The following is a 21,410-nucleotide window of genomic DNA, read 5'->3' as shown; positions in this document are numbered from 1 at the left end:
GGGCGTGGCTCTAGGCGGCAAATGTCGCACAAATGTGCCCGTCGAGCTTATCCGCCGATCGACAGCGCCACGCTTTCGATCCGTCGCAGCATCGCCATGAACTGCGCGACCTCCTGCGGATCGAAGGCGGCGAAGATGCGGCTTTCGAGGTCGAGCGCCTTGGGCGCCACCGCCGCATACAGGTCCCGCCCCGCATCGGTCAGCTCGAGCAGGTGCGACCGGCGATCCTCGGCATTGGCGCGGCGGGCGAGCAGGCCACGATCGACCAGGGCGATCGCCGCGCGCGACACCGTCACCTTGTCCATCCGCGTCCGCATGCCGATCGCCTGCTGGGTGATCCCCCCCGTCTCCGCCACCACCGCGACCAGCCGCCATTCCGGGATGGTCAGCCCGAACAGCGATTCATAGGCGCGGGCAATGGAGTCGCTGACCAGGTTCGACGTAACCGACAGGCGGTACGGGATGAATTCGTCGAGAACGAGACGGGACGAGGTCATGGTGGGTTCGTATCAGTTGACACCGGTTTGGCAATGACGCAGGAAATTGGTAACAGAAGATACCATCTGGAGCGAACAGCATGACCGACGGTTCGAACGATCATATCGACGTCAATCCGATGGGGCTGGACGGCTTCGAATTCTGCGAATTCACTTCGCCCGACCCGGATGCGCTCGCCGCGCAGTTCGAGGCGCTGGGCTTCGTCGCCGCCTCCACGCACAAGACGAAGGCGCTGACCCGCTACAAGCAGGGCCGCATCAACCTCATCATCAACCGCGAAGCGACCGGCCACGCCGCCGAGTTCCGCGCCGCGCACGGCCCCTCGGCCAGCGCCATGGCGTTTCGCGTTCAGGATGCGCAGGGTGCCTATGATGCGGCGATCGGGCGCGGCGCCAAGCCCGCACCGGCCGGCGCCGCGCTGGACGGCGTGCCGGCGCTGGAGGGGATCGGCGGTTCGCTGCTGTACCTCGTCGACCGGCACGGCGCGGCGGGCAGCGTGTACGATGATTGGGATCAGGTTCCCGGTGCGGCCGAAGCCGAAGCGGAAAACAGCGTCGGCCTCGACCTGCTCGATCACCTCACCCACAACGTCCGCCGCGGCCAGATGCGTACCTGGTCGACCTTTTACGGCCAGATCTTCGGCTTCGAGGAGCAGAAGTATTTCGACATCAAGGGTAAGGCGACCGGCCTGTTCAGCCAGGCGATGATCGCCCCCGACCGGGCGATCCGCATCCCGCTGAACGAGAGCCAGGACGACAAGAGCCAGATCGAGGAGTTCATCCGCGATTACAATGGCGAGGGCATCCAGCACCTCGCGCTGACCACCGACGATATCTACACCACCGTGGAAAAGCTGCGCACCCGCGGCGTCCGGTTGCAGGACACGATCGAGACCTATTATGAACTGGTCGACAAGCGCGTGCCGAACCATGGCGAAGACCTGGGACGCCTGCGCAAGAACCGCATCCTGATCGACGGCAACGTCGGCGAGGAAGGGCTGCTGTTGCAGATCTTCACCGAAACGATGGTCGGCCCGATCTTCTTCGAGATCATCCAGAGGAAGGGCAACGAAGGCTTCGGCAACGGCAACTTCCAGGCATTGTATGAATCGATTGAGTTGGATCAGATTCGGCGGGGTGTGATTACCGTCGACGCCTGACCCATCCCTTCGTCACCCGGGACTTGTTCCGCAGTGACGGGAGATACGGGGCGGGTGGCCTAACCCCTCTCCCACCGGGAGGGGGAGGGAACCGGCAAAGCCAGCGGAAGGGTGAGGGCGGACGCGACCGAGTCGCCACCCCGCACCTACCCTCACCCCGCGCTCGCTAACGCGAGCTTGCCCCCCTCCCGATGGGAGAGGCGAATGTTGGGAGAGGACGCCAGAACGATGACCGACCACCACCACCCCTATCAGCCCGGCTTCGGCAATCACGTCTCGACCGAGGCCGTCGCCGGCGCCCTCCCCATCGGGCGCAATTCGCCGCAACGGCCGGCGTTCGGCCTGTATGCCGAGCAGCTGTCCGGCACCGCCTTTACCGCGCCGCGGCATGAGAACCGTCGGTCGTGGCTCTACCGCATGCGGCCGACCGCCGAGCATCCGCCTTATGCCCGCTACGCAGGAGCGACGCTGTTCGCCCCCGGTACCAGCGATGCGCCGCTTGCCCCCAATCGGCTGCGCTGGGATCCCTGTGCCGATGCTGCGCCGGGCACCGATCTGATCGACGGCATGACGACGATGCTGGCCAATCGGCATCCCGCCGATCTCGAAGGCGTCGCGCTGCACGTCTATGCCGCCAACGCCGACATGATCGACCGGGTGTTCATGGATGCCGACGGCGAACTGCTGTTCGTGCCGCAGGCGGGGCGGCTCGCGCTGCTGACCGAACTCGGCCGGATCGATATCGCGCCGGGGCAGATCGCATTGGTGCCGCGCGGCGTGCGCTTCCGCGCCGAACTGCCGGATGGCAGCGCACGCGGCTATGTGTGCGAGAACCATGGCAGCCTGTTCCGCCTGCCCGACCTCGGCCCGATCGGCGCCAACGGCCTTGCCAATGCCCGCGATTTCGAGACGCCGGTCGCCTGGTTCGAGGATCGCGACCGGCCGACCGAGGTCATCCAGAAATTCATGGGATCGCTGTGGACGACGACGCTCGACCATAGCCCGCTCGACGTGGTGGCGTGGCACGGCAACCTGGCGCCCTGGCGTTACGACCTTGCCCGCTTCAACACGATCGGCACGGTCAGCTTCGATCATCCCGATCCGTCGATCTTCACGCTGCTGACCTCGCCCAGCGACGTGCCCGGCCGTGCCAATGCCGATTTCGTCATCTTCCCGGCGCGCTGGATGGTGGCGGAAGACACCTTCCGCCCGCCCTGGTTCCACCGCAACGTGATGAGCGAGGCGATGGGCCTCATCACCGGTGCCTATGATGCGAAGGCGGAGGGGTTCCAGCCCGGCGGCATTTCGCTGCACAATCTGATGGCAGGGCATGGGCCGGACCTCGCCAGCTGGCAGGGCGCGTCCGCCGCCGAGCTGAAGCCGCACAAGATCGACGGCACCATGGCCTTCATGCTGGAAAGCTGCTGGCCGTACCGCCCGACCGCGCATGCACTGGAACATGCGCAGCTCGATTACGATGCGGTGTGGGCGGACTTCCCCAAAGCGACGCTGCCGCAGGATCGCACGGCGTGATCCTGCACGGTTACTGGCGTTCGGGCGCCGCTTATCGGGTCCGCATCGCGCTGGCGCTCAAGGGCCTCGCCTACGAACAGGTCAACCACGACCTTCGCACCGGCGGGCAGACGGATCCCGCTTATGCCACGCTCAATCCGCAGCGACTGGTGCCGGCGCTGGAGGTGGACGGCGTGATCCTCACCCAGAGCGTCGCGATCCTCGAATGGCTGGACGAGCGCTTTCCCGAACCACCGCTGATGCCCGACGACGCGAACGGCCGCGGCATCGTGCGAGGCATGGTCGCGACGATCGCCACCGATGTGCATCCACTGCACAACCTGCGCACGCTGAAGGCGCTGCGCCAGGATTTCGGCGGCAGCGATGCGCAGGTGAACGCCTGGATGGCGCATTGGATGGCGGAGGGCTTCGCCGCGGTCGAGGCGCTGATCGTACGGCACGGCGATGGTTTCGCTTATGGTGCGGCGCCGACGCTGGCGGACTGCATCACCGTGCCGGCGCTCTACTCGGCCGAGCGGTTCGGCGTGGATGTCTCGCCCTACCCGCGCCTTGTCGCGGCCGCTGCGCGTACCGCTGCGCTCGCCGCCGCTGCGCACCCCAGCCGCCAGCCCGACGCGGACGCATGAGCGATCGGCTGTCGGCGACGCCGCCGGGCGTCGCCTTGTCACGGCTGGAGGCGATTCCCGACGGCACCGCCCGCAATTTCGTCCTGCAGATGCGCGCCGGCCGCTTCCACGGCTTCGTCGTGCGGCGGGGCGACACGGTGGTCGGTTACGTCGATCGCTGTCCGCATGCCGGCGTACCGCTGGCGCAGGCGCTCGACGATTATCTCAGCCCCTCGGGCGACCTGATCGCGTGCAGCTGGCACGGCGCGCTGTTCACCATCGATGACGGTCTGTGCGTCGGCGGACCCTGTGTCGGTCAGCGGCTCGCACCCTGGCCGGTGGCGGTGATCGAGGGGGTCATCACGACCGCCTGACAAACCGGCGCGACCTGCTACATTCGCCGGCCTTCATCGGCCGGAAGGATGGAACGGACATGACGAGCGGTGTGCGCTGGACCTTCGGATCGCTGCTCGGCGGCGCGGCGCTGACCGCGGCGGGCGGGCTCGGCCTGTCCTTCTATGCCGACCGGATCGCGCGCGAGGCGGAGCGGCTGGTGCCGCAGGACGGACGCCACATGCAGGTGCCGGGTGCACGCCTGCACTACGTCGATCGCGGCAGCGGCCCGGCGATCGTCATGGTCCACGGCCTCGGCGGGCAGCTGCGCAATTTCAGCTACGGGATGCTCGACATCCTCAGCGCCGATCATCGCATCATCCTGGTCGACCGGCCGGGCTCCGGCTATTCGACCGCAGACGACGACGGCGAACCGTCGATCGCCGAACAGGGCGCGATGATCGGCCGCCTGATCGAGATGCTGGGCCTCGACCGGCCGCTGCTGGTCGGCCATTCGCTGGGTGGTGCGGTGTCGCTGGCGCTCGCGCTGGAGCGGCCGGACCTGGTGCGCGGCCTTGCCCTGATCGCGCCGCTCACCCAGTCGCAGGACGAGGTGCCGGAGGCGTTCCGCGCGCTTGCCGCGATTCCGCCATCGCTGCGTCGGCTGGTGGCACAAACGATCGGCACGCCGCTGACCCGCCTGACCCGCGAGCGCAGCTTGCAGGCGGTGTTCGCGCCCGAACTGGCACCCGCCGACTTCGCGACGCGCGGCGGCGGTGCGTTGACCCAGCGGCCGAGCGCGATCGCCGCCGCTGCCGCGGACCTCGCCGCCGCGGGCGCCGAAATCGCCGGGATCGCCGCGCGCTATGCCGACCTTGCGGTCCCGGTCGCCATTCTCTTCGGCCGCGACGATGCGATCCTCGCACCGGCACTGCACGGCCACCGCAGCGCCAATGAGATTCCCGGCGCTCGAATCGAGGTGATCGAAGGCGGCCACATGATCCCCGTCACCGCGCCCGCGGCGACCGCTCGCTTCGTCGCCGAGGCCTCCGCCCGCTTCGCCTAGAGCGGGGAAAGCTCCGCCGCATAGCGCCGCGCGTTGGCGACATAGGTCGCGGCCGACAGGCGCAGGCCGGCGATCTCCGCCTCGGTGAGCGGGCGCGCCACCCGCGCCGGGCTGCCGACGATCAGCGATCCGGCGGGGAAGGCCTTGCCCTCCGTCACCAGCGCATTGGCGCCCACGATCGAATCGGCACCGATCGTCGCGCGGTTGAGGATCGTCGCGCCCATGCCGATCAGGCTGTTGTCGCCGATGGTCGCGCCATGGACGATCGCGCGATGCCCGATGGTCACGCCGCGGCCGATGGTCGTCGGTACGCCGGGATCGGCATGGACGATCGCGCCGTCCTGCACGTTGCTGTCGGCGCCGATCACGATCGGATCGTTGTCGCCGCGCAGCACCGCACCGAACCACACCGAGCTCCGTTCGCCGAGCACGACCCGGCCGATGACGTGCGCGCCCGGTGCCACGAAGGCATCGGCCGCGATGCGCGGCGCAGCATCGCCCAGCGCGTAACACGTCATACGTCGTAATCTCCCACACCCTCACGGAAAAACCAATCTGACCGAGGTTCCGAATCGGGCATACTTAATCTCCTTTTTACCGGTGTCTGTCCATTGTGGATGAAGATGCCCGCAATGGTGCGCACATCCGGTTCGTCCGGACGGGCGCGTCCAACGGCTCGTCACCTGCCTCCTCGTCAAAGGACACGACGATGCTTTCCTGGTTCGTAAAGAATGCGCCGATCCGCACCAAGTTCAAGGTTCTGCTGGTCGTGCAGACCGCTCTCGCGGCCGGCGGCGTCGCCACCACCTACTTCGCCGGATCGAGCCCGCCGGGATCGGGGGATATCTATACGGGCATCGCAGCGACGTTCGCCGTGCTCACCGCCGCGCTGATCGCCTTTGCCGGCAAGATGATCTGCGATCCCTACGTCAACACCGTGGTGCGCATGGAGGGGCTGGCGCAAGGCGACCTTGAATCCCCCATCAACTGCACCGAATATCGCGACTGCGTCGGCCGCATGACCCGCGCGATGGAAGTCTTCCGCAGCAATGCCGAGACGGTGGCCCGTGCCAACGAGGCGCAGACGGTGATCGTGACCGCATTGGGCGAGGGCCTGACCCGTCTTGCCGCAAGCGATCTCAGCTACCGTATCGAACAGCCGTTCCCGGCCGATTACGAGCGCCTGCGCGCCGACTACAACCGCGCACTCGACGCCGTCGCCGAGACGATGAGCGCGGTGACCGAGGCGACGAGCGGCATCAACAACGGCGCAACCGACATCCGCCAGGCGTCCGACGACCTGTCGCAGCGCACCGAGCAGCAGGCGGCCAGCCTGGAGGAAACCGCGGCGGCGATGGACGAGATCACCTCCACCGTCCGCAAGACCGCCGAAGGCGCGATCCGCGCCAACAGCGTGGTCGAGGAGGCGCGAATCGAGGCCGAGCAGTCGGGCAATGTCGTGCGCCGTGCCGTCGACGCGATGAGCGGGATCGAGCGTTCGTCGAACGAAATTTCCGAGATCATCTCGGTCATCGACGGCATCGCCTTCCAGACCAATCTGCTGGCGCTGAATGCAGGCGTGGAGGCGGCACGCGCGGGCGATGCCGGCAAGGGCTTCGCCGTCGTTGCCTCCGAGGTGCGCGCGCTGGCGCAACGCTCCGCCGAGGCGGCCAAGGACGTCAAGACGCGCATCACCGCTTCCTCCGAACAGGTCGACGCCGGCGTCGAACTGGTCAGCGAGACGGGCAAGGCGCTGGACCGCATCATCGTGCGGATCGGTGAGATCAGCACGCTGGTTGCGCAGATCGCCACGGCTGCCGAGCATCAGGCGACCGGCCTCCAGCAGGTCAATGTCGCGGTCAGCGAGATGGACGGCGTGACGCAGCAGAATGCCGCGATGGTGGAGGAAGCCACCGCCGCCGCACGCAGCCTGTCGGCCGAGGCCGACGAACTCGCCCGCCAGGTCGCCCGCTTCAAGATCGCTGCGGGCGGTGAGGCGCCCCGTACCGGATCGGTCGTCCACCAGTTGCAGAACCGCGCCGCCGATGCCGGTCGCCGCATCGCCCGTGCTGCCCGGCGCAGCACCGGAGGCGGGGCCGCCGCGGTCGCCGCCGACGATTGGTCGGAATTCTGAACGGCTGACGTCCTGCGCGCATCGACCCGATGATCGATTCGCGTTCCAGCGACCTCTTACCAGGAAAGGCGGCACCCGTGCGATACAACGACAATGACCGGCATCAGCGCGCGTGCCGCCCCGCCACGCACCCGACACGCCGTCGCACCGGGCGGTTCATGCGCCGGTCCGGCTGCTACAAGCCCCTGATTACACTCAATTCGGTTGCTCAACACGTCGTTAAGCAGCCGCGGCAATTTTCGCGCTCCATGGACCGGGCGGACCTCTTCCGCGGGTCGTGGATGGAGACGTTGCCGATGTTCAGCTGGTTCGAGAAGCATGCGCCGATCCGTGTGAAGTTCCGCACGCTAGCGATGGTGCAGGGCGCGCTCGGCGCGATCCCCGTCGGCATCACCGCTGGTGCCGCCACCGGCGTGATCCACACCGCGCCGCTGATCGATATCGGCGTATCGGCGCTGACCGTAGCGACGATGGTCGGCACCACCCTGTTCGCCGGGCGCATCATCTGCCGTCCCTATGTCGACACCGTGGTGCGCATGGAAGCGCTGGCCGCGGGCGATCTCGACGGCCCGATCGCGCATACCGACAACCGCGACTGCGTCGGCCGGATGACCACCGCCATGGCGATCTTCCGCCGCAACATGGAAGAAGCGAACACCGCCGAGGCGCAGCGCGCCATGGCCGCCGCGCTCGCCGAAGGGCTGGGCGAACTTGCGCAAGGCAACCTCACCTTCCGCATCTCAGCCGATTTCCCTGCTGAATTCGCCGGGCTGCGCAACGACTTCAACGGCGCGATGGACGCGATGATGGCCGCCGTCGCCGCGGTCAATCAGGCGGCCGCCAGCATCAACACCGGCTCCACCGACATCCTCCAGGCGTCCGACGACCTGTCGCAGCGCACCGAGCAGCAGGCCGCGAGCCTGGAGGAGACCGCCGCGGCGATGGACGAGATCACCGCCACCGTCCGCCAGACCGCGGCCAGCGCCACCCGCGCCAATGGCGTCGTCGCCGAAGCGCGCGGCGAGGCCGAACAATCGGGCGAGGTCGTCGCGCGCGCGGTCGATGCGATGGGGGGCATCGAACGATCCTCCAACGAAATCTCCGAAATCATCTCGGTCATCGACGGCATCGCCTTCCAGACCAACCTGCTCGCATTGAACGCAGGCGTCGAGGCGGCGCGGGCGGGTGACGCGGGCAAGGGCTTCGCCGTCGTCGCCTCCGAAGTGCGCGCACTGGCGCAGCGCTCCGCGGAAGCCGCCAAGGACGTGAAGACGCGCATCACCGCGTCGGCCGAGCAGGTCGATGCCGGCGTCGAGCTGGTCAGCGAAACCGGCAAGGCGCTGCAACGGCTGATCGGTCGCTTTGGCGACATTAGTGCGCTGGTGTCGCAGATCGCCACCGCTGCCGAACAGCAGGCGACCGGGCTGCAACAGGTCAACACCGCCGTCGGCGAGATGGACGGCGTGACGCAGCAGAACGCCGCCATGGTCGAGCAGGCGACCGCCGCCGCCCGCGCATTGTCGGCCGAGGCGGATGCGCTCGCCGGGCAGATGGTGCGCTTCCGTACCGACCGTCGCGCGCCGACCGCCGCACCCGCCAACACCGTCCACCGCCTGCAACAGCGCGCTGCCGACGCCGGCCGCCGCATCGCCGCCCAATCGCGCGGGGCGGGCCGCCGCACCGGCAACACCGCCCTGGCCGTCGCCACCGACGACTGGTCGGAATTCTGATCCGCCGCTTCTCCCGAGGAACCACCGCCGTCATGCCGCATCCGCTTCCCCCCACGCTCGATACGACCGCCGCCGGTCCGCTGCGCCATGCGCTGCTCGCCCGTATCGAGCGTGGCGAGCCGCTGCATATCGACGGCGCGGAAGTGACGCGCATCGGCCAGGCGTGCCTGCAAGTGCTGACGAGTGCCCGCGCCACCGCGGCGACGCGCGGTCTCGCCTTCCGCCTCGACGCGCGCAGCGATGCGCTCACGCGCATGGTGACGCTGGCCGGGCTCGATGCGGCGCTCGCCCCCGTGGCTGGCGCCTGAAAGGACCGACGATGAACCTCGACGAGATCCAGCAGATCTTCTTTCAGGAATGCGAAGAAGGCCTCGCCACGATGGAGGCGAGCTTCGCGAGCGTGCGCCAGAACGGCCACGATCACGAAACGATCAACACCATCTTCCGCTCGGTGCATTCGATCAAAGGCGGCGCGGGCGCGTTCGGTCACGAGCGGTTGCAGGCCTATACCCACGAATATGAGACGCTGCTGGACCTGGTCCGCAACGGCACGCTGTCGCTGACCTCCGACCTGCTCGGCACGATCGTCGGCGCCTTCGACATGCTGTCCGACCATGTCGCCGCGGCGCGCGACGGCGGCGAGCCGCCAGCGGATGCCGCGATGCTGGCGCGGCTGGTGGCCGCCTCGACGCCGGCCGAACCGGTGCTGGTCATCCTCGACGACCTGCCGTCCGCGGCACCCGTCGCCGCCGGCCTTGACGATTTCGACGACCTGTTCGCGCTGTGCGAGGCGCCGGCGCCGGCGCCGGCCGCGCAGGACGGCGACTGGCAGGTCACCTTCGTTCCCGGCCGAGATGCGCTGGAGAATGGCGGCGATCCGCTGCTGCTGCTGCGCGAGCTGACGATGCTGGAGGGCGAGGTGATCGCTGTCGACCTCGCCGCGCTGCCGACGCTCGACGACCTGCATCCCGAATGCTCGTATCTCGGCTGGACCGCGATCGTGCCCGCTGCCGTTGCCGAGGACGACATTCGCGCGATCTTCGAATTCATGGGCGCGTGCGACCTCACCATCACCCGCCTCGGCGCACCGGCCGTGGCGGCGGACGACCTGCTCGTCGATCTGCTCGATGCCGCTGAAGCGGTGATCGCCGAGCCGATAGCGGTCGCAGCCGTGCCGGCATCGGCCCCGATCGCGACCGTGATCCCCGCCGAGCCCGCAACGCCGCGCACGCCTGCCCCGGCGGCGGTGCAGACGATCCGCGTCGACCTCGACAAGCTCGACCGGCTGGTGAATCTCGTCGGCGAACTCGTCATCACCCAGGCGATGCTGGCACAGCGTTTGTCCGAACATGCACTGGGCGGGATCAGCGAACTCACCGATCTCGATCACCTGACGCGCGAGTTGCAGGAATCGACCATGGCGATCCGCGCGCAGCCGATGAAGACGGTGTTCAGCCGCGTGCCGCGCATCATCCGCGAGCTGGAGGTGGAAACCGGCAAGCGCGTCCGCCTGGATATCGTCGGCGAGATGACCGAGGTCGACAAGACCGTCGTCGAGCGCATCGGCGAACCGCTGACCCATCTGATCCGCAACGCCGTCGACCACGGCCTGGAAACGCCGGCCGATCGCCTCGTCGCAGGCAAGGCCGAGGAGGGCGTCGTCACCTTGTCGGCGGCGCACCATTCGGGACGCATCGTCATCACCGTCGCCGACGACGGCCGCGGCATCGACCGCAAGCGGGTGCGCGCCAAGGCGATCGAGCGCGGCATCATCGCCGCCGATGCGATCCTGTCGGACGAGGAAACCGACAACCTCATCTTCGCCCCCGGCTTCTCCACCGCGGCGACCGTGTCCAACATCTCCGGCCGCGGCGTCGGCATGGACGTGGTGCGCAAGAACGTGCAGGCGCTGGGCGGTCGGATCGGCATCAGCTCCAACCTCGGTTCGGGATCCAGCTTCGCGCTGTCGCTGCCGCTGACGCTCGCCGTGCTCGACGGCATGATCGTCACCGTCGGCGACCAGACCTTCGTCATCCCGCTGGGCCATATCGTCGAGAGCCTGCGGCCGAGCGACGACGGCGTGAAGGTGCTCGGCCCCACCGCCTCGCTGCTCGACGTGCGCGGGTCGTACGTGCCGGTTCACCGCGTCGCCGAACAGCTCGGCATCCACGGGGCACAGACCGATCCTGCGCAGGCGGTGCTGATCGTCGTCGAATCCGACACTGGTCAGGCGGTGCTGATGGTCGATTCGATCCAGGACCAGCGCCAGGTGGTGGTGAAGAGCCTGGAGGCGAATTACGAGGCGATCCCGGGCCTTGCCGGCGCCACCATCCTCGGCGACGGGCGTGTCGCGCTGATCCTCGACGTCGATGCGCTGATCTCGCGCTGGCGGCGCGATCCGCGGCTGGCCGCGGCGCCGCTGGGGCTCGCCGCATGACCGCTGCTCGCATGGTGGCGAACCGGCCCACCGAATTCCGCTTCGACGCCGCCGATCACGCCGCGATCAGCGCCTTCGTCTATGAGGAAGCCGGCATCCTGATGCCACCGGGCAAGATGCAATTGGTCTACGGCCGGCTGGCGCCGCGCGTAAGGGCGCAGGGCCTGACGAACTTCGCCGATTACATCGCGCTGATCGATCGCGACGACGCCGAGCGGACGCAGGCGATCGACGCGCTGACCACCAATCACACCAGCTTCTTCCGCGAATCGCATCATTTCGATCATTTCCTCGAACATGCCTGGCCCGCGCTCGACCAGCGGCTGGCGGCGCGCGGCAAGGTGCGGCTGTGGTCGGCCGCCTGTTCGAGCGGCGAGGAGCCCTATTCCTTGCTGATGGCGATGTTCGGCAAGGAGCGCGGCAACGGCCAGCGGCTCGCCCGCACCGACCTGCGCGTGCTCGCCACCGACCTGTCGACCGAGATTCTCGCCGCCGCCAAGGCAGGCCGCTATGCACTCGATACTGCCTCCGGCGTCCCCCAGTCGCTGCGCAGCACCTGGATGGCGCGCGTCGGCGATCAGGCGGAGGTGCATCCGCTGGTCCGCGAACGCGTCGCCTTCCGCAAGCTGAACCTGCTGGAGGCATGGCCGATCCGTGGGACATTCGACGCGATCTTCTGCCGCAACGTCATGATATATTTTGACGATCCGACGAAGGAACGGTTGCAGAGCCGTCTCGCCGACCATCTCGCGCCCGGCGGGTTCCTCTACATCGGTCATTCCGAGCGACTGGCGGCATCGGTCGCCCCCCGCTTCGCCTGCGTCGGGCGCACCACGTTCCAGAAGGTGGCGGCATGAGCGTGCGAGCCCTGGTGGTCGACGATTCGCCGACGATGCGCGCGATGGTCGCGCACAGCCTGTCGCAGGATACCGAGATCGAGGTCGTCGGCACCGCCGACGGGCCGCACAGCGCGCGCGAGATGATCAAGGCGCTCAACCCCGACGTCATCACCCTCGACGTCGAGATGCCTGGGATGAACGGCCTCGACTTCCTCGACAAGATCATGCGCCTGCGCCCGATGCCGGTGGTGATGCTGTCGACGCTGACCGGCCGGGGGGCGGATGCGACGATTCGCGCGCTCGAACTGGGCGCGTTCGACTGCTACGAAAAGCCGGCGCGCGCGTTTGGCGAGGGGCTGGGCGAAGACCTCGCACGGCTGGTCAAGGCGGCGGCGCGGAGCCGGATGCGTGCGCGTCACGCTCCCGCGGCGCCACGTGCCCCCGCCGATTATACGCCGCGCGCCGATGCGATGATCGCGATCGGTTCGTCGACCGGCGGCGTCGAGGCGCTGATCGAGCTGCTGTCCGGCTTTCCCGCCAATTGCCCGCCGACGGTGATCGTGCAGCATATGCCCGAAAGCTTCGTCCCGACCTTCGCTGCGCGGCTCGACCGGCTGTCGGCGCCACGCGTCGGCGTCGCTCGGGCGGGTGCGCCGCTGGAGGCGGGGCAGGTGCTGGTCGCGCCCGGCGGATCGCAGCACCTCGAAATTACCGGCGGCACGCTGCGCCGCTGCCGCCTCGTCGCCGACGAGAAGATGAGCGGTCACCGCCCCTCGGTGGACCGGATGTTCCTGTCGGTCGCACGCTGGGCCGGCGCCTCGGCAGTGGGTGCGATCCTCACCGGCATGGGCGCCGATGGCGCGCTGGGCCTCAAGAGCATGAAGGAGGCAGGCGCGATGACGATCGGCCAGGATGAGGACAGTTGCGTGGTCTATGGCATGCCCGCCGCCGCCAAGCAGATCGGCGCAGTCACCGCGCAGCTGCCGCTGTCGCGTATCGCGGCGCGCCTGCTGCAGGAGTGCCGCGCATGAGCGCCCTGCCCCGCGCCGCCGACGGCCTCGTCCGCGTCACCATCATGCAGGGCGAAACCAAGGTGTCGGACGACCCCGGCGTGGTCCTGACCACGGTGCTTGGCAGTTGCATCTCCGCCTGCCTCTACGATCCGGTCGCCAAGGTCGGCGGGCTCAACCACTTCCTGCTCGCCGAGCCTGGCAGCGGCGAAACCGACGTGCGCTCGCTCCAGCGCTACGGCGTCTATGCGATGGAAGTGCTGATCAACGCGATGATGGCGATGGGCGCGACGCGATCCAATCTGAAGGCCCGCATCTATGGCGGCGCCAGCTTGCGCGACGGCTTCCGCGATATCGGCGCGACCAACGCGTTGTTCGCGCGCCGTTTCCTGCGCGACGAACGCATCGCGCTGGTCGGCGAGGATGTCGGCGGGCATGGCGCGCGCCGCGTCGAGTTCCGCCCGACCCTGGGCCTCGCCCGCTGCCGTATCGCCAGCGAACGCCCGCCCGAACGCCCGCGCATCGTGCTGGCCCCCGCCCCTGCCGCCGACACCTCCGGCGACGTCGAGTTCTTCTGATGACCCCGATCCCCAATGAAGGAAACCCCGTGTCCAGCACGATCATGACCGTCGACGATTCGCCCAGCATGCGCATGCTGCTGAAGGCGGCGCTGACCGATCTCGGCTACAAGGTGCTGGAGGCCGAGGATGGCGTTCAGGCGCTCGAACGCCTGGGCGGCGCGGAACCGGACCTGCTCATCACCGACATCAACATGCCGCGCCTCGACGGCTTCGGCCTGATCGAGCGGGTGCGCGAACAGGACCGGCATCGCAACCTGCCGATCCTGGTGCTGACCACCGAAAGCTCCGACGAGAAGAAGCAGCGCGCGCGGTCCGCGGGCGCGACCGGCTGGATCGTCAAACCCTTCCACCCCGACAAGCTGGCCGCGGCGATCCGTCGCGTGCTGCACTGAGGAGAGCCGCCCATGTCCCGTCAGCTCATCACCTTCCAGATCGGCGAGCAGGTGCTCGGCGTCGACATCATGGCGATCCGCGAGATCCGCGCCTGGTCGCCGGCGACGCCGCTGCCCAACGTGCCGCCGCATGTCCGCGGCGTCGTCAACCTGCGCGGCGTCGTGCTGCCGGTGCTCGACCTCAGCCATCGTCTGGGCTGGGGGATGACCGATCCGTCGTCGCGCCACGTCATCATCGTCGTGCGGATCGGCGAGCAGTTGCAGGGCCTGATCGTCGATGCCGTCAACGACATCGTCACCGTGCCCGACGACGGCATGCAGCCGCTGCCCGATATCGGCGAAACGCCGGCGGCGAACTTCCTCGAAGGCCTGGCGACGATCGACCAGCGGCTGATCCTGGTGCTGGCGCTGGAACGCCTAGCCGAAGGATCGTCGTCGCTGGCCGATGCCGCCTGACCCATCGTCTTCACACTCCAAGGATTTCAAGGCCATGGCCGCCCCGGTAAAGGTTCTCGTCGTCGATGATTCGCTCACCATGCGCGCCCTGCTTTCGGGCGCGCTGGAGCGGATTCCCGGTGTCGTCGTCGTCGGTTCCGCCGACGGTGCCGACGAAGCGCGCAGCATGCGCGAGCAATTGCATCCCGACGTCATGACGCTGGACGTCGAGATGCCGGGGATGAGCGGCCTCGAATATCTCGCCGAGATGATGGAAAAGAAGCCGATGCCCGTCATCATGTTCTCCACCCGCACCGAAGCGGGGGCGGAGGCATCGGTGGAGGCGTTGCGCCTGGGCGCGATCGATTGCTTCCCCAAGCCCAAGGTCGCGGTGGCGGCGGAATTCGACAAGATCCTCGCCAAGCTCGGCAAGCGGATCAAGGCGGCCAAGGGCGCGGTGGTGAAGAGTGCCGCGACGGCCAAGGCGGTCGCCGCGCCGCCGATGGACTGGAACGGCCGCATCCTCGCCATCGGCGGTGAAGCAGCAGCGACGCAGAGCCTGTTCGAGCTGTTCGGCAGCTTTCCCGCCAATTGTCCGCCGACGGCGGTGGTGCAGCATCTGGGGCCGGGCCTAGCCGGCACGATGATCGACAAGCTGGCCGCGGAGATCGCGCCGCGCATCGTGCTCGCCGAAGACGGCATGGCGGTGGAACAGGGCACGATCTACCTCGCGCCGCCGGGCGACCACCATGTCGCGCTGGATGCCTGGCCGGGCGGGCGGCTGCGGTTGCTGCCGCGCGACCCCGTGGCGGGCGAGCGGCCGTCGATCTCCATCCTGTTCGCCTCGGTCGCCAAGGCAGCGGGGGCGGAGGCGGTCGGCCTGCTGCTCGGGGCGGACGGCGAGGATGGCGATGCCGGCATCCGTGCGTTGCAGGCCGGCGGTGGCTATTGCCTCGTTCCGGCGGAAGACCGGGCACAAGGCTTCGTCCTCTCCCGCCGCATGGCGACCCAGCCGGTGCCGGGCGACCAGTTGGCCCGCAGCCTTCTGAAACTGTGCAGCAAGTGAGGGCCGACGTCATCGCCGTGGACGGCGCCTGTGCGGTGGAGCCGGCACTCGCCCATGCGCTGGCCGACGAACTGGTCGGCCTGACCGGCCTGCTCGCCGACCTCGCCTTCGACCTCGCCGGCAATCCCGATACGCTGCGCCACCATATGCGCAGCCTGCAAGGCGTGGATCGCATCACCCAGGCGCAGCTGGCGATCGCCGAGCTGCTACGCGCATCGACCCCGGTGGAACGGCGGCTGGAGGCCGTGACACTGGAGGAACTTGGCGCTAACTTACGTGAATCGTTCGATCGGTATCGCCGTGATGGCGTGCCGATCGGGTCGGATATCGACGACACGGCTTGATTTCGGATCGGCTCCGGTTATGCCGTGGGGCAATAACGGGAGCAACGATCACGATGGACGCCGGTTTACGCGAACAGAATGTCTCGGCCCTGCACCTCGGCGACACCGGTGGCACCACGTTCGCCGGAGCGCCTGTTCACGCCATCGTCGAAGGGCACGATGCGGCGGATGCGGAGATTGCGGTTCTGGCGCGCAGCATCGCGGCGGCCCGGCGCAAGCTCGGCACCCATCTCGAAGCGTCGCTCTTCGCCAATCCCGGCCTCGACATCATGCTCTTCCTGTTCGCCGAGGGGCTGCACGGCGCGACGGTGACCACCAACGCCTGCTGCGCCGCCGCGGGCGTGCCGCGCACCACCGCGCTGCGCTGGATCAAGCTGTTGCAGGACCGCGGCCTCGTGCTCGGCAGCGACGACCTCAGCGATCGGCGGGTGACCATGCTGGCGCTGACCACCACGGGCCGGTCGACGATCCGCAGCTGGCTCACTGAGATTGTAGCACTGCCGCTGCAGCGGGCAGAGTAGCCGGCGGCCTGACGGGACATTCCAGCGCTTCCAGCGCCTGGCTGACCAGTATCGCCGGCAGACGGGCATTGTTGGCGTCGAGCAGACTCAGTGCATCGTCCAGCAATTGACAGATGCACTGGCGCTCGTCGCTGTTCACGCTCATCTCCCATCCGCTGACGAACCGTGCCCGACGATTTCCGGTATCACGATCTGTATCCGTTTCGGATGGGTACAAGAAACGTTTTCGACGGGCAACAGGGATTACTTAAAAAGTATACGAATACGACGTTGATGCGTTCGCTTTCTGGACGACGGTTTGGCAAAAGGCCTCATCCGCCGGGCTACGGCACATGCAGCCGGGTAGCATCGGGCGATCAGCCGCGGACGATCGGATGGGCGCTGCGCAGATCGTCGGCGATCCGCTCCACCATATCGTTCTCCGCCGCCGAGCCCGTCGGCGTCACCGACCAATTGCAGTGCGGATGCGTCGCCGTATCGTAGACGCGTACGTCTCCCAGCACGAGCCGCCAGCGGCGCCGGTTGCCGCCCGCCTGCCGGATCAGCGTCGAAAGGAACAGGTCGTGGAGCGCGCCGCTGGTCATGGGCGCGCCCTATACGCCCGGACGCGCTCGCGAAAGCTCAGCCGAACCCGAGGCTCTTCGCCCAGGCGAGCAACAGTGCCGGCCACGCCTCCACCGGCTTGCCCGCCGCACGGCGCAGACCGAAGCCATGCCCGCCCTGCGCGAACAGATGTGTCTCCACCGGAACGCGGGCCGCCTTCAGCGCGGCACGGAACTCCAGGGTGTTGCCGACGTCGACCACCGGATCGTCCTCGGCATGGACCAGGAAGCAGGGCGGGGTTTGCGCGGTGACGTTGCGTGCCGGGCTGTGCGCAGCCTCCAGCGCGCTGGTCGGCTGGCGACCGAGCAGCAGGTCGCGCGATCCGGCATGCGCCAGCGGCCGCGCCATCGATTGCACCGCATAGATAGGCGCTGCGGCATCGGGACGCGCGCTCAGCCGGTCGGCGGCATCAATCGACGCATAGGTGCTGGCCACCCAGCGGGTGGCGAGATCGCCGCAGACGTGCCCGCCTGCCGAAAAGCCCAGCGCCGCGACGCGATCGGGCCGGATGGCGTAACTGCGGGCACGGTGGCGGATCAGTCGCATCGCGCGCTGCGCATCGGACAGCGCGACGTCCGGCCCCGCCGCCCAGCCATCGCCGGGCAGGCGGTAGAAGAGGACGAACACGGTCCAGCCGCGGGCCGCCAGCCAGCGGCCGAGCTCATAGCCTTCCTTGTCGATGACGACGCGCGCATAGCCGCCGCCGGGGGTAACGAGCAGCGCCGATCCGTTGGCGACCGCCGGTCGGAACACCGCCAGCCGCGGTCGCACGATGCCCCGCAGCGCGCGATCGGGCAGCGCCGGATCGGTGCTGCGTTCGTCGACCACCTCGACCGGCGGCACCTGGGGTATGCCGGGCGCACTGCCCGGCCACAGGTCGATCGTCTCGGCGGGATCGGGCAGGCCCGGTCCTGCGCTGCCCGCCCCCTGTGGCGCCGGGATCTGCGCACCCGCCGCCGTCCCCATCCAGCCGGCGGCGAGCGCCGCCAGCAATGCCCCGCGCCGATCGATCATACCGCTCACATCTTGAAGCGCGCGCCCATCAGGAACGTGCGGCCGAAGTGGTTGTTCTCGTAATTGCGGTTGGCGTCGAGATCGACGTAGCGGTCGCGATACTGGTCGGTCAGGTTGGTCCCCTCCAGCGACAGTTCGAAATTCTGCGTCAGCTTGTAACGCAGCGAGGCATCGACGTTGATCGTCTTGTTATACCCTTCGAACAGATTGCCCGTCGCCGACGCCGCATCGATATACGGACTGCGATAGCTGATCGAGCCGCGTGCCGAGAATTTGGCGTCCTCATAGTAGAGCGTGCCATTGTAGGCGCGCTTCGACAGGCCGAACAGCGTCGCAGTCCGCGTGACGTTCGGATAGGCGCCGAGCACGCCGCCCGCCGTCGTCACCGCGCCGGTCACCGGGTTGATCACCCCGCGCGAGACGCTCGTCGCCGGTCCCCCTTGCGTATAGGCCGCCGACGAATCGATGAAGGTGGCGTTGGCGAGGAAGCCGAAGTTCTTGAGAAATCCCGGCAGGAAGCGGAACGAGGATTGCAGCGCGATCTCGACGCCCTTCAGCGAGGCGCCGGTTCCGTTGATCGGCTGGGTGATCGTCCACAGCTGGCCTTCCGGATTCTGCGCGGCGGGCGAGCTGGCCGGGATCACCGACAGCGGCAGGCCGGTCGAGGCGAAGGTGCCCGAACGCGGCTGCGAAACCGGGAAGCTTTCGATGTTCTTCTTGAACGCCGCGACCGAGAAGATCGATTGCGGCGCGAAATACCATTCCGCCGACAGGTCGAACGAGGTCGCACGGAACGGGTCGAGCTGCGGATTGCCGAAGCTGACACGATAGTTGAACCCGTCGACCGAGCCGCCCGGCGTCAGGCTGCCCAGCGTCGGCCGCGTGATGACCTTGGCGATCGCGCCGCGGATGATGACCTTGTCGGCCGGGAACAGCGCGACGTTGATCGCCGGCAGCCAGTCGTCATAGCTCCGCTCCACCGTCGCGGGCGTGTTGACCGTCGTGCCATTGACGGTGGCGGAGGACAGGCCGGTCGATTTCTGCGCGGTATGGACGTAGCGCATGCCGACATTGGCGGCATAGCGCAAGCCGGCGAGATCGCCCTTCACGTCGAACTCGCCATAGCCGCCGGTCACCTCTTCGGACACGCTGCGCGTATCGCCGACCAGCACCGCGGCGGTGCGATTGTAGAGGCCGGTATATTGCGCCGCGGCGGCGATGTTGGGGATCAGGAACTGCGTGGTCGTGCCCGTCGGCTGACCGGCGCGGCCGAGGTTGAAGATCTCGCCCAGATTGGTCGCGGGGAAGCCGTAGACCGCGGTCGGCCCGATGTTGGTATTGGGCGTGCAGGTGATCGTGCCCAGCACCACGTCGCGGCCGCCCGCGTTGGGGCAGACCACCGCATCGCGTGAGAAGCCCTTGGTATCGAACGCGAAGCGGCGATAGAGGCCGCCGGCCTTGATCTGCAGGCCCTCGGTGACGTCCCATTCGGTGCGCAGCTGCGCGGTGCGGAAGTTGTTGACCGTTTCCGACGGCCGATCGCGAATTTCCGCGAGCTGGAAATTCGCCGGATCGGTGACGCTGGTACCGAAGCTGATGAGGGGGCTGCGCGAATTGGTGTAATCGTAGCGGAAGCCTTGCGCGTCGCGATCGTCGAAGACGAAGGTCGTCTCGACCGGAATCGTTGCGTCCGACTTCGAATAACCACCCAGCAACGTGAAGCGGAATGTGTCCGTCACGTCCTGGTCCCAGCTGCCGCCGATCTGGTAAAATTCGGTTTGCGACTTGCGCAGATAATGTTCCGTGCGCACCCACGCGTCGTTGATGGTCGCCGCGATCAGATTGTTGTTCGAATCGATGGTGTAGTTGCTGACGTCCATCTGCCGCTCGTTGGAGCGCAGCAGCACCTCGCCCCATTTCTCCTCGCGCGTCTCCTTGAAGCGCGAATAGAGGCCGTCGATCGAGATCTTGGTCGCGTCGCTCGGCGCCCATTGCACGCTGCCGGTGATGCCCAGCCGCTCGCGATCGTGCCGCACCGAGCCGTAGCGCGGGATACGCGGGTGGAAGGCGAGCGCGACCGCGTCGCACGTCGCGTTGTTGGTATAGGCGCCGCCGCGGTTGGGCTGGGTGAAGCAGGGCGTGCCGTTCACCGAATCGAACACGCCCTGCGACCAGCGCACCGTGTTGTTGCCGAGTTCGAAATTGTTGGTCTTCTGATAGGCCGCGGACAGCGAGGCGCCGAAGGTCCCCGCATCGTTCTTGTACGACAGCAGCCCGGCGATGCGCGGGCCGAAGTTCTTCGACAGGTCGTTGTAGCTCGCCTGTCCGGACAGCACGCCGGTGAAGCCGGTCTTGCCGCCCAGCGGATTCCCGGTGTTGAGGTCGACCACCGCGCCTAGCGATCCTTCGTCGAGGCTGGCCTCGGCCGTCTTGTGGACGACGATCGAGTTGAAGAGTTCGGAGGCGAAGACGTTGAAATCGAACGCGCGGTCGCGGTTCGACGAGGCGCCGTCGGTCGAGGTCGCAACCGTTTCGAGGCCGTTGACACGGACGCGGGTGAATTGCGCGCCGAGGCCGCGAACGGTGATCGCGCGGCCTTCACCGGCGTCGCGCTGAATCGAGATACCGGGGATACGCTGCAACGATTCGGCCAGATTCTGGTCGGGGAACTTGGCGATATCCTCGGCGACGATCGCATCGACCGACGCCACCGATTCGCGCTTCACGTTGAGCGCGGCATCCAGGCTGCGGCGAAAGCCGGTGACGACGATGTCGGCACCGCTTTCGGTGCCGTCGGGCGCGGTGGTCTGCGGCTGGACGTCGGCAGCGGGATCGGCGGGCTGCCCTTCCGGCACGACGGCGGTCTGGGCGGGTGCGGGATCGGTATGCGGCGGGCTGCCCGGCTGGTCCGGCGTCGCCGGGATCTTCGCTGCCTGCGCAAACGCGGCGGCGGGCAGCAGCATGCCCAGCATCAGCGCGGCCGTCGATACGCCGGCAAGGCGGCCGGCACCGGCGCGGGCAAAGGTCGAACGTCCGATCATCTCACATCACTCCCCAACGGCCTTTGAGGCCTTTCACGCGCTGACACCGGTAACCGGCGTCGGCGCAGA

The 21,410-nt window shown here is 67.9% G+C and carries 22 protein-coding genes; 17 read left to right on the top strand and 5 right to left on the bottom strand.

Going from position 1 to position 21,410, the window contains the following annotated elements; translation table 11 throughout:
• Positions 1 to 47: 47 nt before the first annotated feature.
• On the bottom strand, positions 48 to 497 hold the full coding sequence (locus AC4GY7_RS13755) for a MarR family winged helix-turn-helix transcriptional regulator (RefSeq protein WP_443584442.1): 450 nt from the start codon (positions 495 to 497) through the stop codon (positions 48 to 50).
• A gap of 80 nt (positions 498 to 577) precedes the next feature.
• Between AC4GY7_RS13755 and hppD the strand changes: the two genes are divergently transcribed.
• The 5 genes from hppD to AC4GY7_RS13730 all read left to right on the top strand — a co-directional run bounded on the left by hppD (position 578) and on the right by AC4GY7_RS13730 (position 5,194).
• Entirely contained in the window at positions 578 to 1,657 is a 1,080-nt protein-coding gene (gene hppD, locus AC4GY7_RS13750) for a 4-hydroxyphenylpyruvate dioxygenase (protein ID WP_491115109.1), read from the top strand.
• Positions 1,658 to 1,885: 228 nt separating this feature from the next.
• Positions 1,886 to 3,190, top strand: coding sequence for a homogentisate 1,2-dioxygenase (gene hmgA, locus AC4GY7_RS13745; protein ID WP_491115107.1), 1,305 nt, complete (start codon positions 1,886 to 1,888; stop codon positions 3,188 to 3,190).
• Positions 3,187 to 3,816, top strand: a complete 630-nt coding sequence (gene maiA, locus AC4GY7_RS13740; RefSeq protein ID WP_491115105.1) for a maleylacetoacetate isomerase — start codon at positions 3,187 to 3,189, stop codon at positions 3,814 to 3,816. Before hmgA ends, maiA begins: the two co-directional genes overlap by 4 nt.
• Positions 3,813 to 4,169, top strand: a complete 357-nt coding sequence (locus AC4GY7_RS13735) for a Rieske (2Fe-2S) protein (protein WP_491115103.1) — start codon at positions 3,813 to 3,815, stop codon at positions 4,167 to 4,169. Before maiA ends, AC4GY7_RS13735 begins: the two co-directional genes overlap by 4 nt.
• 59 nt (positions 4,170 to 4,228) lie before the next feature.
• Positions 4,229 to 5,194, top strand: coding sequence for an alpha/beta fold hydrolase (locus tag AC4GY7_RS13730; RefSeq protein ID WP_491115101.1), 966 nt, complete (start codon positions 4,229 to 4,231; stop codon positions 5,192 to 5,194).
• On the opposite strand, the gene AC4GY7_RS13725 is transcribed toward AC4GY7_RS13730, so the two are convergent.
• Complete coding sequence (locus AC4GY7_RS13725) at positions 5,191 to 5,712, bottom strand: gamma carbonic anhydrase family protein (protein ID WP_491115099.1); 522 nt, start codon at positions 5,710 to 5,712, stop codon at positions 5,191 to 5,193. The two genes, AC4GY7_RS13730 and AC4GY7_RS13725, sit on opposite strands and share 4 nt — an antisense overlap.
• Positions 5,713 to 5,903: 191 nt before the next feature.
• On the opposite strand from AC4GY7_RS13725, the gene AC4GY7_RS13720 reads away from it, so the two are divergent.
• The 12 genes from AC4GY7_RS13720 to AC4GY7_RS13665 all read left to right on the top strand — a co-directional run bounded on the left by AC4GY7_RS13720 (position 5,904) and on the right by AC4GY7_RS13665 (position 16,683).
• A complete protein-coding gene (locus tag AC4GY7_RS13720) occupies positions 5,904 to 7,328 on the top strand; it encodes a methyl-accepting chemotaxis protein (protein ID WP_491115097.1) in 1,425 nt (474 codons plus the stop codon).
• Between the two features lie 296 nt (positions 7,329 to 7,624).
• Positions 7,625 to 9,058, top strand: coding sequence for a methyl-accepting chemotaxis protein (locus AC4GY7_RS13715; protein WP_491115095.1), 1,434 nt, complete (start codon positions 7,625 to 7,627; stop codon positions 9,056 to 9,058).
• Between the two features lie 32 nt (positions 9,059 to 9,090).
• On the top strand, positions 9,091 to 9,366 hold the full coding sequence (locus tag AC4GY7_RS13710; RefSeq protein ID WP_491115093.1) for an STAS domain-containing protein: 276 nt from the start codon (positions 9,091 to 9,093) through the stop codon (positions 9,364 to 9,366).
• 11 nt (positions 9,367 to 9,377) lie between these two features.
• The gene (locus tag AC4GY7_RS13705) at positions 9,378 to 11,495 is read left to right on the top strand and encodes a chemotaxis protein CheA (RefSeq protein WP_491115091.1); all 2,118 of its coding nucleotides are present in this window, start codon (positions 9,378 to 9,380) and stop codon (positions 11,493 to 11,495) included.
• The gene (locus tag AC4GY7_RS13700) at positions 11,492 to 12,352 is read left to right on the top strand and encodes a CheR family methyltransferase (RefSeq protein ID WP_491115089.1); all 861 of its coding nucleotides are present in this window, start codon (positions 11,492 to 11,494) and stop codon (positions 12,350 to 12,352) included. The genes AC4GY7_RS13705 and AC4GY7_RS13700 overlap by 4 nt, the downstream gene beginning before the upstream one ends.
• Positions 12,349 to 13,365 (top strand): protein-glutamate methylesterase/protein-glutamine glutaminase, encoded by a 1,017-nt coding sequence (locus AC4GY7_RS13695; RefSeq protein ID WP_491115087.1) that lies wholly within the window; start codon positions 12,349 to 12,351, stop codon positions 13,363 to 13,365. The genes AC4GY7_RS13700 and AC4GY7_RS13695 overlap by 4 nt, the downstream gene beginning before the upstream one ends.
• Positions 13,362 to 13,922: a chemotaxis protein CheD gene (locus AC4GY7_RS13690; protein WP_443584429.1), complete on the top strand. Its 561-nt coding sequence runs from the start codon at positions 13,362 to 13,364 to the stop codon at positions 13,920 to 13,922. The genes AC4GY7_RS13695 and AC4GY7_RS13690 overlap by 4 nt, the downstream gene beginning before the upstream one ends.
• Before the next feature lie 29 nt (positions 13,923 to 13,951).
• Entirely contained in the window at positions 13,952 to 14,317 is a 366-nt protein-coding gene (locus AC4GY7_RS13685) for a response regulator (RefSeq protein ID WP_443584428.1), read from the top strand.
• A 12-nt stretch (positions 14,318 to 14,329) separates the two neighbouring features.
• Positions 14,330 to 14,773: a chemotaxis protein CheW gene (locus AC4GY7_RS13680; RefSeq protein ID WP_443584427.1), complete on the top strand. Its 444-nt coding sequence runs from the start codon at positions 14,330 to 14,332 to the stop codon at positions 14,771 to 14,773.
• A gap of 34 nt (positions 14,774 to 14,807) precedes the next feature.
• Positions 14,808 to 15,818, top strand: a complete 1,011-nt coding sequence (locus AC4GY7_RS13675; RefSeq protein WP_491115084.1) for a chemotaxis protein CheB — start codon at positions 14,808 to 14,810, stop codon at positions 15,816 to 15,818.
• Complete coding sequence (locus AC4GY7_RS13670; protein WP_491115082.1) at positions 15,815 to 16,162, top strand: hypothetical protein; 348 nt, start codon at positions 15,815 to 15,817, stop codon at positions 16,160 to 16,162. The genes AC4GY7_RS13675 and AC4GY7_RS13670 overlap by 4 nt, the downstream gene beginning before the upstream one ends.
• A gap of 53 nt (positions 16,163 to 16,215) precedes the next feature.
• Positions 16,216 to 16,683, top strand: a complete 468-nt coding sequence (locus AC4GY7_RS13665; RefSeq protein WP_491115080.1) for a hypothetical protein — start codon at positions 16,216 to 16,218, stop codon at positions 16,681 to 16,683.
• A 356-nt stretch (positions 16,684 to 17,039) separates the two neighbouring features.
• Here the strand turns inward: AC4GY7_RS13665 and AC4GY7_RS13660 are convergent, their stop codons facing one another.
• From AC4GY7_RS13660 to AC4GY7_RS13650, 3 genes are read right to left on the bottom strand one after another with little or no spacing between them, the layout of a single operon-like run.
• Positions 17,040 to 17,267 (bottom strand): hypothetical protein, encoded by a 228-nt coding sequence (locus tag AC4GY7_RS13660; RefSeq protein WP_491115078.1) that lies wholly within the window; start codon positions 17,265 to 17,267, stop codon positions 17,040 to 17,042.
• 37 nt (positions 17,268 to 17,304) lie between these two features.
• Entirely contained in the window at positions 17,305 to 18,300 is a 996-nt protein-coding gene (locus AC4GY7_RS13655) for an alpha/beta hydrolase (RefSeq protein WP_491115076.1), read from the bottom strand.
• Between the two features lie 5 nt (positions 18,301 to 18,305).
• Positions 18,306 to 21,341: a TonB-dependent receptor gene (locus AC4GY7_RS13650; RefSeq protein ID WP_491115074.1), complete on the bottom strand. Its 3,036-nt coding sequence runs from the start codon at positions 21,339 to 21,341 to the stop codon at positions 18,306 to 18,308.
• Positions 21,342 to 21,410: the final 69 nt, after the last annotated feature.

The organism is Sphingomonas sp. SP5 (genome assembly GCF_058313455.1).
Note: the sequence above shows the minus strand (reverse complement) of the source record. Positions and strands in the feature narration are given on the sequence as shown.

What these genes read in the sequence shown, in the direction of transcription:
- AC4GY7_RS13755 (WP_443584442.1), bottom strand. Translation starts at nt 497, where the DNA reads ATGACCTCGTCCCGTCTCGTTCTCGACGAATTCATCCCGTACCGCCTG.
- hppD (WP_491115109.1), top strand. Translation starts at nt 578, where the DNA reads ATGACCGACGGTTCGAACGATCATATCGACGTCAATCCGATGGGGCTG.
- hmgA (WP_491115107.1), top strand. Translation starts at nt 1,886, where the DNA reads ATGACCGACCACCACCACCCCTATCAGCCCGGCTTCGGCAATCACGTC.
- AC4GY7_RS13735 (WP_491115103.1), top strand. Translation starts at nt 3,813, where the DNA reads ATGAGCGATCGGCTGTCGGCGACGCCGCCGGGCGTCGCCTTGTCACGG.
- AC4GY7_RS13730 (WP_491115101.1), top strand. Translation starts at nt 4,229, where the DNA reads ATGACGAGCGGTGTGCGCTGGACCTTCGGATCGCTGCTCGGCGGCGCG.
- AC4GY7_RS13725 (WP_491115099.1), bottom strand. Translation starts at nt 5,712, where the DNA reads ATGACGTGTTACGCGCTGGGCGATGCTGCGCCGCGCATCGCGGCCGAT.
- AC4GY7_RS13720 (WP_491115097.1), top strand. Translation starts at nt 5,904, where the DNA reads ATGCTTTCCTGGTTCGTAAAGAATGCGCCGATCCGCACCAAGTTCAAG.
- AC4GY7_RS13715 (WP_491115095.1), top strand. Translation starts at nt 7,625, where the DNA reads ATGTTCAGCTGGTTCGAGAAGCATGCGCCGATCCGTGTGAAGTTCCGC.
- AC4GY7_RS13710 (WP_491115093.1), top strand. Translation starts at nt 9,091, where the DNA reads ATGCCGCATCCGCTTCCCCCCACGCTCGATACGACCGCCGCCGGTCCG.
- AC4GY7_RS13705 (WP_491115091.1), top strand. Translation starts at nt 9,378, where the DNA reads ATGAACCTCGACGAGATCCAGCAGATCTTCTTTCAGGAATGCGAAGAA.
- AC4GY7_RS13700 (WP_491115089.1), top strand. Translation starts at nt 11,492, where the DNA reads ATGACCGCTGCTCGCATGGTGGCGAACCGGCCCACCGAATTCCGCTTC.
- AC4GY7_RS13695 (WP_491115087.1), top strand. Translation starts at nt 12,349, where the DNA reads ATGAGCGTGCGAGCCCTGGTGGTCGACGATTCGCCGACGATGCGCGCG.
- AC4GY7_RS13690 (WP_443584429.1), top strand. Translation starts at nt 13,362, where the DNA reads ATGAGCGCCCTGCCCCGCGCCGCCGACGGCCTCGTCCGCGTCACCATC.
- AC4GY7_RS13680 (WP_443584427.1), top strand. Translation starts at nt 14,330, where the DNA reads ATGTCCCGTCAGCTCATCACCTTCCAGATCGGCGAGCAGGTGCTCGGC.
- AC4GY7_RS13675 (WP_491115084.1), top strand. Translation starts at nt 14,808, where the DNA reads ATGGCCGCCCCGGTAAAGGTTCTCGTCGTCGATGATTCGCTCACCATG.
- AC4GY7_RS13665 (WP_491115080.1), top strand. Translation starts at nt 16,216, where the DNA reads ATGGACGCCGGTTTACGCGAACAGAATGTCTCGGCCCTGCACCTCGGC.
- AC4GY7_RS13660 (WP_491115078.1), bottom strand. Translation starts at nt 17,267, where the DNA reads ATGACCAGCGGCGCGCTCCACGACCTGTTCCTTTCGACGCTGATCCGG.
- AC4GY7_RS13655 (WP_491115076.1), bottom strand. Translation starts at nt 18,300, where the DNA reads ATGATCGATCGGCGCGGGGCATTGCTGGCGGCGCTCGCCGCCGGCTGG.
- AC4GY7_RS13650 (WP_491115074.1), bottom strand. Translation starts at nt 21,341, where the DNA reads ATGATCGGACGTTCGACCTTTGCCCGCGCCGGTGCCGGCCGCCTTGCC.